General features: G+C 73.8%; 9 protein-coding genes. 1 reads left to right on the forward strand and 8 read right to left on the reverse strand.

Annotated features, from left to right (window positions below; all coding sequences use genetic code 11):
- The 8 genes from BMW27_RS07460 to glyA form a co-directional block, all read right to left on the reverse strand.
- Nucleotides 1-840 carry a bifunctional 5,10-methylenetetrahydrofolate dehydrogenase/5,10-methenyltetrahydrofolate cyclohydrolase gene (locus BMW27_RS07460; protein WP_091441340.1) on the reverse strand — a complete coding sequence of 280 codons (840 nt, stop codon included), beginning with the start codon at nucleotides 838-840 and terminating at the stop codon, nucleotides 1-3.
- A complete protein-coding gene (locus tag BMW27_RS07465) occupies nucleotides 837-1,457 on the reverse strand; it encodes a cyclodeaminase/cyclohydrolase family protein (protein ID WP_091441342.1) in 621 nt (206 codons plus the stop codon). Before BMW27_RS07465 ends, BMW27_RS07460 begins: the two co-directional genes overlap by 4 nt.
- A 98-nt stretch (nucleotides 1,458-1,555) precedes the next feature.
- On the reverse strand, nucleotides 1,556-4,024 hold the full coding sequence (locus tag BMW27_RS07470; RefSeq protein WP_091441345.1) for a GcvT family protein: 2,469 nt from the start codon (nucleotides 4,022-4,024) through the stop codon (nucleotides 1,556-1,558).
- A gap of 27 nt (nucleotides 4,025-4,051) precedes the next feature.
- Nucleotides 4,052-4,645: a sarcosine oxidase subunit gamma gene (locus tag BMW27_RS07475; protein WP_091441348.1), complete on the reverse strand. Its 594-nt coding sequence runs from the start codon at nucleotides 4,643-4,645 to the stop codon at nucleotides 4,052-4,054.
- Nucleotides 4,638-7,505: a 2Fe-2S iron-sulfur cluster-binding protein gene (locus BMW27_RS07480; protein ID WP_091441352.1), complete on the reverse strand. Its 2,868-nt coding sequence runs from the start codon at nucleotides 7,503-7,505 to the stop codon at nucleotides 4,638-4,640. The genes BMW27_RS07475 and BMW27_RS07480 overlap by 8 nt, the downstream gene beginning before the upstream one ends.
- The gene (locus BMW27_RS07485) at nucleotides 7,502-7,816 is read right to left on the reverse strand and encodes a sarcosine oxidase subunit delta (RefSeq protein ID WP_091441356.1); all 315 of its coding nucleotides are present in this window, start codon (nucleotides 7,814-7,816) and stop codon (nucleotides 7,502-7,504) included. The genes BMW27_RS07480 and BMW27_RS07485 overlap by 4 nt, the downstream gene beginning before the upstream one ends.
- Before the next feature lie 29 nt (nucleotides 7,817-7,845).
- Nucleotides 7,846-9,078 carry a sarcosine oxidase subunit beta family protein gene (locus BMW27_RS07490; RefSeq protein ID WP_091441359.1) on the reverse strand — a complete coding sequence of 411 codons (1,233 nt, stop codon included), beginning with the start codon at nucleotides 9,076-9,078 and terminating at the stop codon, nucleotides 7,846-7,848.
- Nucleotides 9,075-10,403 (reverse strand): serine hydroxymethyltransferase, encoded by a 1,329-nt coding sequence (gene glyA, locus BMW27_RS07495; RefSeq protein ID WP_091441362.1) that lies wholly within the window; start codon nucleotides 10,401-10,403, stop codon nucleotides 9,075-9,077. The genes BMW27_RS07490 and glyA overlap by 4 nt, the downstream gene beginning before the upstream one ends.
- A gap of 282 nt (nucleotides 10,404-10,685) precedes the next feature.
- Between glyA and BMW27_RS07505 the strand changes: the two genes are divergently transcribed.
- Nucleotides 10,686-11,299, forward strand: a 614-nt coding sequence (locus tag BMW27_RS07505; RefSeq protein WP_175486414.1) for an alcohol dehydrogenase catalytic domain-containing protein, incomplete at its 3' end; no start/stop codon positions are given.

Below are 11,299 nucleotides of genomic sequence, written 5' to 3' on the forward strand. Positions count from 1 at the left end.
TCAGCCGCGGGCGGAGGTGACCGTGTGCTGCAGCAGCAGCGCGGTGGTGACCGGGCCCACCCCGCCCGGGACGGGGGTCAGTCCGGCGGCGCGCCCGGTGACCGAGCCGGCGTCGACGTCGCCGACCAGCCCGCCGTCGGGCGTCGGGTTGGTCCCGACGTCGATGACCACCGAGTCCTCGCCGACGTGCTCGGCCGTGATGAGCTCCGGCCGCCCGACGGCGGCGACGAGCACGTCCGCGGTCCGGGTGACCGCGGCCAGGTCCTTGGTGCGGCTGTGGCAGACGGTCACGGTGGCGTCCCGCTGCAGCAGCAGGTGCGCCGCGGGCTTGCCGACGACGGTGGAGCGCCCGACCACGACCGCGTGCGCGCCGGACAGGGGGGTCCCGTGGGAGTCCAGGAGCTCGAGCACGGCCTCGGCGGTCGCCGGCGCGAAGGCGGGCAGGCCCGCGGCCAGCCGTCCCAGGCTGAGCGGGTTGGCGCCGTCGACGTCCTTGGCGGGGTCGATCGACGCGGCGAGGTCCTCGAAGACGGCGCCGGCCGGCAGCGGGGTCTGCAGGATGATGCCGTGCACCGCAGGATCGGCGCTCAGCGCGGTGAGCTCGGCGCGGATCCGCTGCGGCGTCGCCGTCTCCCCGAGGTCGACGACCGAGCAGGCGATGCCGGTCTTCTGCGCGGCGCGGGCGATGGAGCGGACGTACCAGGCGCTGGACTCGTCCGCCGTCGCGACGACCACGGCCAGCCGGGGCGGGGTCCCGGCGGCGGTCAGGTCCGCGGCCGCGGCGGCGACCTCGGCGCGGATGCCGGCGGCCAGCTCGGTCCCGCTCAACGTCGCGGTCATCGGACCAGCCCGTCCCGGACGGCGGCGGTGACCTTGTCCGCGCGCAGCACGAGGTCGTCGACGGTGTCGACGGCCGCGGCGAGCTCTCCCCAGGTCAGCGGGTCCTTGATGCCGCCGAGGTTGACCTCCACGTTGACCCGTGCCGTCGTGGCCGCGGCCCGGGCCGCCTCGGCGGCGGCGGCGACGTCGCTGACCACGTTGCGGTTGCCGATCGGCAGGAGCTGCTCGGCGAGGCCCAGCACCTGGTCGGCGACGGCGACGACGACCGCCGGCACCCGGGCCGCCGCGACCAGGGCCGTCGCGATGGCCTCGGACCGGGCCGTGGCCTCGTCGGGTGTCCCCTTCGGACGCCGGTAGGCCTCGGTGACGGCGGTGAAGGCCGCGGCGTCCTCCTCGGCCAGGCCCAGCGCGTTCTGGCGCAGCCGGTCGGCGGTGCTCGTGATGGTGGCGATCTCCTCGGCGTGGTCGGCGTACCTCGCCGAGTCGCTGTAGCGGGCGACCATCGCCACCAGGGCGGCGGCCTGGGCCGCGTGCAGCGCGGCGGTGGCCCCTCCACCCGGGGCGGGCACCCTGGCGGCGAGCTGCTCCAGGAACGTCTCGATGGTGTCGGTGCGCATGAGCGGGGGTCCTCCGGGTGGGCGCGGCGCAGGCCGGCGGGCGACCCCGGAGTGGTCGGGGTCGCCCGCCGATCCGGCGGAGGGGTGGTGGTCCTTCGTCAGCCGCGGAGCCGGGTCATGCCCGGGTCCACGAGCGGCTCGGCGGCGACGGTGGCGGGGATGCGGGTGCCGAAGTACCCGATCTCGACGCTCGTCCCGACGGTCGCCGAGGCCGGCAGCCAGGCGTAGGCGATGGGCCGGCCGACGGTGTGCCCGAAGGCCGCGCTGGTCACGTAGCCGGCCGGTCGGCCGTCCACGAACACCGGCTCGTGGCCGAGGACGACGCTGCGGCCGTCGTCGATCGTCAGGCAGGACAGCCGGCGGCTCACCGTGTCGTCCCCGAGCCCGGCGACAGCCTGCTTCCCGACGAAGTCGGCCTGCTTCTGCCTGCGCACGGCGAACCCGAGACCCGCCTCGTAGGGGTCGTGCTCGGTGGTCATGTCGTGGCCCCAGGCGCGGTAGCCCTTCTCCAGCCGGAGGCTGTTGAAGGCCGCCCGGCCGGCCGCGACGACGCCGAGGTCCTGGCCGGCGCGCCACAGCACGTCCCACAGCCGCTGGCCGTTGTCGGCGCTGGTGTAGATCTCCCAGCCGAGCTCGCCGACGTAGGACAGCCGCATCGCCGTGACGGGGACCCCGCCGATCCGGGCCCGCTTGGCACGGAAGTACTTCAGGCCCTCGTTGGTGAAGTCGTCGGCGCTGACCCGCTGCACCAGGTCGCGGGCGCGCGGACCCCACAGCCCGATGCAGCAGGTGCCGCCGGTGACGTCGCGGACCTGCACACTGCCGTCGTCCGGCGCCTCGCGCAGCAGGAGGTCGAGGTCGAGGGGCCCGTTGGCGCCGACCTGGAACAGCTGCTCGCCGAGCCGGGCGACGGTGAGGTCGCTGCGGATGCCGCCGGCCTCGTCCAGGGCGAGCGTGTAGGTCACCGCCCCGACGGACTTGTCCATCTCGCCGGTGGTCAGCCGCTGCAGGAGGGCCAGCGCGCCGGGTCCGCTGACCTCGAGCCGCTTGAGCGGGGTCATGTCGTACACCGCCACGGCGGTGCGGGTCCTCCACGCCTCCGCCGCCGCGATCGGGGACCAGAACTGCCCCGCCCACGCGTCGCGCTCCGGCGGCACCCACTCCGCGGGCAGCTCGTCCACCAGGTGCGCGTTGGCCTCGTACCAGTGCGGCCGCTCCCAGCCGGCCGCCTCGAGGAAGACCGCGCCGAGCTCCTGCTGCCGGGTGTGGAAGGGGCTGACCCGCAGGTCGCGCGGAGACAGTCGCGGCTGGAGCGGGTGGATGACGTCGTAGACCTCCACGAAGTTCTGCTGTGAGGTCTCGCTGACGTACTCCGGGGCGAGCTGGACGTCCTCGAAGCGGTGCACGTCGCAGCCGTGCAGGTCGACCTCCGAGCGGCCGTCGACGAGGAGCTGGGCCACCGCCCGGCCGACCCCGGCGGAGTGGGTCACCCAGACCGCCTCGGCGATCCAGAAGCCGGCCACGTCCCGCGACTCCCCGATCAGCGGGCCGCCGTCCGGCGTGAACGAGAAGACCCCGTTGAAACCGCTGTCGATCTTGGAGGTGCGCAGCGAGGGCAGCAGCAGCTGGCTCTGCTCCCACGCCGGGGCGAAGTCCTCCTCGGTGAAGGGCAGCATCGAGGGCATCGACGACTCCCGGACGCCGTCCCCCTGGGGCAGCTCGCGCAGGTCGACCGGCATCGGCCGGTGGGCGTAGGAGCCGATGCCCAGGCGGTCGGCGCGCTCCCGGTAGTAGAGGTCCTGGTCCTGGTGGCGCAGGATCGGCAGGCTCGCCTCGCTCAGCTCGTCGTTGCGGCCGACCAGGTCGGGCACCTGGCCGGTCCAGACGAACTGGTGGGCCAGCGGCAGCAGGGGGACGTCCATCCCGACCATCGCGCCGAGCTCCTGCCCCCAGAAGCCGGCGCAGGAGACCACGATGTCGGCGGGGATGACGCCGTCCGGGGTCCGGACGCCGGTGACCCGGCCACCGGTCTGCTCGATGCCGGTCACGCGGGTCGAGCCCTGGAAGCGGGCGCCCCGCGCCTCGGCACGGCGGGCCAGCGCGACGACCGCCCGGGACGCCTTGGCCAGGCCGTCGCTGGGGATGTGCAGGCCGCCGAGGATGCGGTCGCGGTCGACGAGCGGGTGCAGCCGCACGCACTCGTCCACGTCGACCACCTGCGCCTCGACGCCCCAGGAGGTGGCCCAGCCCTGCTTGCGGTGCAGGTCGGCGAGCCGCTCCGGGGTGGTGGCGACCTCGAGGCCGCCGACCTGGTTGAAGCACCAGGCGCCGTCGACGTCGATGCCCTTGAACTTCTCCACGGTGTAGCTGGCGAACGCCGTCATGGTCTTGGAGGCGTTGGTCTGGAAGACCAGCCCGGGCGCGTGCGACGTGGAACCCCCGGTCAGCGGGAGGGGCCCCTGGTCGACCACGGTGACGCGGTCCCAGCCACGGGCGGTGAGCTCGTCGGCCAGGTTGGCCCCGACGATCCCCGCTCCGATGACGACCACACGAGGGGTGCTGGACATGTCTTTCGCTCCTGACTGACGGGCCGGTCAGCGGTCGTGGGTGAGGGGAACGGAGGTGAACTCGAGGGCCGCGTCGAGCAGCCAGTCGGCGAGGTAGCCGGCGAAGGACGACCGGACGAGGACGACGTGGTCGTCGGCGCTGTCGGAGAGGGCGAGCAGCACGACGCCGGCCTGGCCGAGCGTCGTCTGCGCACTGCTCCCCCGGCCGAACACCCGTGGGTGCAGGTCGATCGAGCAGCCCTTGGCCAGGACGTCGCGCACCCGCGCACCGGTGAGCCGGAGGCCGATCCGCTGGGCGGAGACGTCCGTCGCCGACCCGCCCAGCGGGAGGACGGCGGCGCGCACCCTGGCCTCCAGTTCCTCCGGCGTCTCCGTGGTGCTGGTGAGCAACCACTCGTCGGGGCCGAGCCAGACGGCCCGCCCGGTGCCGGTCGGCACCCAGGTGTTCGGCGCCGTCGGCAGGTCGACGCCCAGCGCCGCCGACGCCTCGGCGCCGACAGTGCCGAGGCGGACGTCGACCACCGCCACGTAGGGCTCGACGGTGATGCCGACGGTGCCGGGCAACCGCTCGAAGTCGGCACGCCAGGCCTCGAGCGGGTGGGTGCGCAGCAGCTCAGCCATCGCGACGGGCTCCTTCGGGGTCGACCAGCACCGAGCCGGTGACCTCGACCGGGACGAGGGTGCCGTTGACGGGGACGTGGACGGTGTCGCCGATGCGCTCCCGGCCGCCCTTGACCAGGGCCAGGGCAAAGGGGCGGGCGAGCTCGGCGCTGCGGTAGCTGGAGGTGACGTGGCCGAGCATCGGGACCGGCGGGGGCGGCAGCTGGCCGTCGGCGAGGAAGTCGATGACCTGCGAGCCCTCTGGCAGCACGGTCTCCCGGTCCACGGGCAGCAGCCCGACCAGCTGCTTGCGCAGCGGGTCGGCGTTGGCCGGGCGGGCGAAGGAGCGCTTGCCGACGAAGTCGGGCTTCTTCTTCGAGACCGCCCACGCCATGCCCAGGTCGTGCGGGCTGACGGTGCCGTCGGTGTCCTGCCCGACGATCGGGTAGCCCTTCTCCGCGCGCAGGACGTGCATGGTCTCCGTGCCGTACGGCGTGATGCCGTACGGGCGGCCGGCGTCGAGCAGCCGCTGCCAGACCGCGACCGCGTACCAGGGGTTGACGTAGACCTCGAAGGCGAGCTCGCCGGAGAAGCTGATCCGGGCCAGCCGGACCGGCACCCCGTCGAGGGTGGTGTCCCGCCAGGTCATGAACGGGAATGCCTCGTTGGAGACGTCCACGCCGGGGAAGACCGCGCCGACGACGTCCCGGGACCGCGGTCCCACGACGGGGAAGGTGACCCACTGCTCGGTGACCGACGTGCAGTGGACGCGCAGGTCCGGCCACTCGGTCTGGGCCCACTCCTCCATCCAGTCGAGGATCTTCGCCGCGCCGCCGGTGGTGGTGAGGACGAGGAAGCGGTCCTCGGCCAGGCGCAGCACCGTGCCGTCGTCGATGACCATGCCGTCGACGCCGCACATGACCCCGTAGCGGACGGAGCCGACCTTCAGGCTGCTGATCAGGTTCGTGTAGAGCCGGTCGAGGAGGACGGCGGCGTCCGGGCCCTGGACGTCGATCTTGCCGAGGGTGGAGCCGTCGAGGATCCCGACGCCGGTCCGGGCCGCGGCGCACTCACGCAGGACGGCGGTCTGCATGTCCTCGCCGGGCTGCGGGTAGTAGCGGGGACGCTTCCACTGACCGACGTCCTCGAAGACCGCGCCGGCGGCCACGTGCCACTCGTGCAGGGCCGTGACCCGCTCGGGGTCGAAGAGCCGGCCGCGGTCGCGGCCGGCCAGGGCGGCGAAGGCGACCGGGGTGTACGGCGGCCGGAACGTGGTGGTCCCGGTGGCCTGCACCGGGATCCCCAGCAGCTCGGCGACGATCCCCGAGGTGAGGACGCCGGAGGTCTTGCCCTGGTCGTGCGCCGTCCCGATCGTCGTGTAGCGCTTGATGTGCTCGATCGAGCGCAGGCCGGCGCCGACCGCGCGGGCGATGTCGGCCACCGTCGCGTCCCGCTGCAGGTCGACGAACGAGGTGCTGCCGTCGGCGCCGGAGGTGTCCGGTACCCGCCACAGCACCAGCGGCGCGGTCGGGACGACGGGGTCCGGGGTGGCGGGCAGCCGGTCCTCCCCCGCCGGCGCGATCGCCAGGGCCGTCAGCGCGGCGCGCGCTCCGCGCTGACCGTCGGCCAGGCACCCGGCCAGGTCGAAAACGCCGGCGGCCGAGCCGGTGACGGTCAGGCCGTCGAGCGCCTCCCCGGGGAGGAACGCGCCGAGGACCTCGTCGTAGCGGAGCCGGCCGCGGGCCTGGCTGAACAGGTGCACCGCGGGGTTCCAGCCCCCGCTGACCAGGAGCAGGTCGCAGGCGATCGCGCTGCTGGGGCCGACCGCTCCGTCCGCGAACGGGGCGACGAGGGCGTGCGTGACCCGCTCGACGCCCTGCGTACCGGTCACGACGGCACCGGACAGCACGCGGATGCCCGCGTGCTCGCACTCCTCGCGGCGCGGCGAGCCCTCCGGCCGGGCGTCGACCACCGCCTGCACCCGCACACCCGCGCGGCGCAGGTCGAGGGCGGCGTCGTAGGCGCTGTCGTTCGTGGTGAACACGACGGCCTCGCGGCCGGGCAGCACGCCGTAGCGGTGCAGGAAGGTCCGGGCGGCGCCGGCGAGCATGATCCCCGGGCGGTCGTTGTCGGCGAACACGACCGGGCGCTCGTGCGCCCCCGTCGCCAGGACGATCGACCGGGCCCGGATGCGCCACACCCGCTGGCGGGACACGTGCTTCGGCGCCGCCGCGCCGAGGTGGTCGGTGCGCCGCTCGAGCGCCAGCACGAAGCCGTCGTCGTAGCTGCCGAACGCGGTGGTGCGCTGCAGGTGCAGCACCTCCGGGGAGCCGGCCAGTTCCGCGACCGCGTCCGCCGCCCAGTCCAGCGCCGGGGCGTCGTCGAGCCGCTCGGTGCCCGAGAGCAGGGAGCCGCCGGCCTCGGACTGCTCGTCGACGAGCGCGACGCGGGCTCCGGCCCGGGCGGCGGTCAGCGCGGCGGCCAGCCCCGCGGGGCCGGCCCCCACGACGAGGACGTCCACGTGGTGGTGGACCGCGTCGTAGCGAGCGGAGTCGGGGACGTCGGCGAGGCGGCCCTGCCCCGGCAGGCCGTGGGCGGCCAGCCCGTCGTGGAGCTCGACCGTGGTGGCCAGCAGCATGGGCTCGGGGAAGGGTTCCTCGATCTGCACCAGGCCGCCCGGGTCCTCGGCCCAGGCGGCGGCGATGCCGCGCGGTCGGCCGAGCTTGATGCTGGTGGCGACCTGGTGCCGGCCGTTGGCGAGCAGCGCCGAAGCCAGGGTGTCGCCGGGGTGACCGGTGAGGACCTGCCCGTCGAAGGTGAACTCGACGGTGCCGGCGCGGTCGATGCGGCCGCCCTCGGGGGCGCGGAACGGACTCGTCACGGGGCTGTTCCCTCCTTGCGTGAGCTCGCCAGCTCGGTTCCGCCCCGCTTCGGGTCGTCGAGGCGGTAGACGCGCTCGAAGCGGTAGGTGGTGGTGTCGCGGATCGCGTTGAACCAGCGGCGGCAGCCGGCGCTGTGGTTCCAGCGCTCCGCGAAGCGGCCCTTGGGGTTGTCGCGGAAGAACACGTAGTGCGCCCACTCCTCGTCGGAGAGCTCGGCGGGGCTGTCCGGGTAGGGGACGTGGGCCTGGCCGCCGTAGGAGAACTCGACCTCCTCGCGGGGGCCGCACCACGGGCATGCGATGAGTTGCACGGGAGACTCCTGGGTCGGGGGGCGAGGCGTCAGTGGGCCACGGCGGCCGCGCCGTGCTCGTCGACGAGCGCGCCGGTGACGAAGCGGTCGAGGGCGAACGGCGCCACGAACGGGTGGGGCTCGTCGTGGGCGATGGTGTGCGCCAGAGCCGAGCCGATGCCGGGCGTGGCCTTGAACCCGCCGGTCCCCCAGCCGCAGTTGAGGTAGACGTTGTCGTAGGGGGTCCGGCCGACGATCGGCGAGGCGTCGGGGCTGACGTCGACGATGCCGGCCCAGGTGCGCAGCAGGTGCGCCCGCGCGAACACCGGGAAGAGCTCGACGGCGGCGGCCATCTGGCGCTCGATGATGTGGAAGGCGCCGCGCTGGCCGTAACCGTTGTAGGAGTCGACGCCGGCGCCCATGACCAGCTCGCCCTTGTGCGCCTGGGAGACGTACACGTGCACGGCGTTGGACATGACCACCGTGGGGTGCACCGGCTCCAGCAGCTCGGAGACCAGCGCCTGCAGCGGGTGGCTCTGGATCGGCACGCGGATGCCGAGCACGTCGGTGAGCACGGACGTGTGGCCGGCCGCGCAGAGGGCGACGGTGCCGGCGCCGATGGTGCCGCGCGTCGTCTGCACCCCGGTGACCCGGTTGCCGTCGGTGGTGAACCCGGTGACCTCGCAGTCCTGGACGAGGTCGATGCCGGCCTCGTCGGCCCGGCGGGCGAAGCCCCACGCCACGTAGTCGTGCTTGGCGATGCCGGCGCGCGGCTGGTACGTCGCCCCCAGGACCGGGTAGCGGATGTCGGAGGAGGTGTTGACGACCGGGCAGATCTTGCGGACCTCGTCGGGCTCGACCCACTCGGCGTCGACGCCGTTGAGCTTGTTGGCCTCGACCCGGCGCACGCTGTCGCGGACGTCCTGCAGGGTGTGGGCGAGGTTGAGCACGCCGCGCTGGCTGAACAGGATCGGGTAGCCGAGGTCCTCCTCGAGCCCCTCCCACAGCTTCAGCGCGTGCTCGTAGATGGCCGAGCTCTCGTCCCACAGGTAGTTGGACCGGATGATCGTGGTGTTGCGGGCCATGTTGCCGCCCGCGAGCCAGCCCTTCTCCAGCACCGCGACGTTCGTGATGCCGTGGTTCTTGGCGAGGTAGTGCGCGGTGGCCAGGCCGTGCCCGCCGCCGCCGACGATCACCACGTCGTAGGAGCGCTTCGGCTCCGGGCTCCGCCAGAGGGCGTCGGGGTGCTCGGGCAGGTCCGCGCCGGGGGTCCGGGGGCTCATCGGACGACCTCCGTCAGGTCGGGGTAGAGGGGGTGGCGGTCGGCCAGCCGGGTGACCCGCGTGCGGAGCTCGGCGAGCTGGTCCTCGCCCACCGAGGGCCGCAGCGCGGCGGCGATGACGTCGGCGACCTCGGCGAAGTCCTCGAGGTCGAACCCGCGCGCCGCCAGGGCCGGGGTGCCGATGCGGACCCCGGAGCTGACCATCGGCGGGCGGGGGTCGAAGGGCACGGCGTTGCGGTTGACGGTGATGCCGATGGAGTGCAGCCGGTCCTCGGCCTGCCGGCCGTCGAGCGCCGACTCCCGCAGGTCCACGAGGACGAGGTGGACGTCGGTGCCGCCGCTGACCACGTCGATGCCCGCCTCGCGGGAGTCGGCGGCCAGCAACCGGTCGGCCAGGATCCGGGCGCCGGCGAGGGTCCGCTCCTGGCGCTCGCGGAAGGCCGGCTCCCCGGCCAGCTTGAAGGCCACCGCCTTGGCGGCGATCACGTGCTCCAGGGGCCCGCCCTGCTGGCCGGGGAAGACCGACGAGTTGAACTTCTTCGCGAGGTCGGCGGTGGCCAGGATGACCCCGCCGCGGGGGCCGCCCATGGTCTTGTGGGTGGTCGAGGTGACCACGTGCGCGTGCGGCACCGGGGAGGGGTGCAGCCCGGCGGCGACGAGCCCGGCGAAGTGCGCCATGTCGACCATCAGGTAGGCCCCGACCTCGTCGGCGATCCGGCGGAACTCGGCGAAGTCCAGCTGGCGGGGGTAGGCCGACCAGCCGGCCACGACGAGCTTGGGTCGCCGCTCCTGCGCCAGCTTCTCCACCTCGGCCATGTCGACCCGGTGGTCCTCGCGGCCCACGTGGTACGCGGCCACGTCGTAGAGCTTCCCCGAGAAGTTGAGCCTCATCCCGTGGGTCAGGTGACCCCCGTGGGCCAGGTCCAGCCCCAGGATGGTGTCGCCGGGCTCCAGCAGGGCCGACATCGCCGCGGCGTTGGCCTGCGCACCCGAGTGCGGCTGCACGTTGGCGTACTCCGCGCCGAACAGCGCCTTCAGCCGGTCGATGGCCAGCTGCTCGACCACGTCCACGTGCTCGCAGCCGCCGTAGTAGCGCCGGCCGGGGTAGCCCTCGGCGTACTTGTTGGTCAGCACCGAGCCCTGGGCCTGCAGAACCGCCACCGGGGCGAAGTTCTCGCTGGCGATCATCTCCAGCGTGGTCTGCTGTCGGATCAGCTCGGCGGCGATCGCATCGGCGACCTCCGGGTCGGTGTCCGCCAGCGACCGGTCGAGCACCCGGTCCGAGATGGCCGGCGCCCGCAGCGCTCCGTCGACCTGGACGACCATGCCGGAGTCCCTTCTGTCATGAAATGGAGCCAAGGACTAGTATATCAGTCGTCCACCACCGTAGGGTGACGGTCGGACGCGGTCAAGGGGCCCTGGGAAAGGACCTCCTCGGCCCCATCGTCGGCCCCGTTCCGGGTCGGCCCCGTGCGGAGGCTCACCGCGAGCCTGCGAGCGGTGAGGAGGACGGGGTCGTCTCCGAAGGGTGGGAGACGGGTCCTCCCACCGTCGCGAGCAGTGACCACCGCGTCCGGTCCGCACATCCGCGAGAGGAGACCCACCGTCATGGCCTACGAGGTGAAGGGCGTCGTCGCCCGCAGCAAGGGAGCCCCGGTGACCGTCGAGACGATCGTCGTGCCCGACCCCGGTCCGGGTGAGGCGGTGGTCGACGTCCAGGCGTGCGGGGTGTGCGCCACCGATCTGCACTACCGCGAGGGCAACATCAACGACGACTACCCGTTCCTGCTCGGGCACGAGGCCGCCGGCACGGTCGCCGCGGTCGGGGAGGGGGTCACCAACGTCGAGGTCGGGGACTACGTCATCCTGAACTGGCGGGCGGTGTGCGGGCAGTGCCGCGCCTGCCTGAAGGGCGAGCTGCAGTACTGCTTCGCCACGCACAACGCCGCGCAGCAGATGACCCTGGCCGACGGCACTCCGCTGTCCCCGGCGCTGGGCATCGGCGCGTTCGTGGAGAAGACGCTGGTGCACTCCGGGCAGTGCACCAAGGTCGACCCCGCCGCCCCGGCCACCGCCGCCGGCCTGCTCGGCTGCGGCGTGATGGCCGGCGTGGGTGCGGCGATCAACACCGGCGCGGTGAAGCGGGGCGAGTCGGTGGCGGTGTTCGGCTGCGGCGGTGTCGGGGACGCCGCGATCGCCGGCGCGAAGCTGGCCGGCGCGAC

This window comes from Geodermatophilus poikilotrophus (assembly GCF_900111455.1).
Classification (GTDB): domain Bacteria; phylum Actinomycetota; class Actinomycetes; order Mycobacteriales; family Geodermatophilaceae; genus Geodermatophilus; species Geodermatophilus poikilotrophus.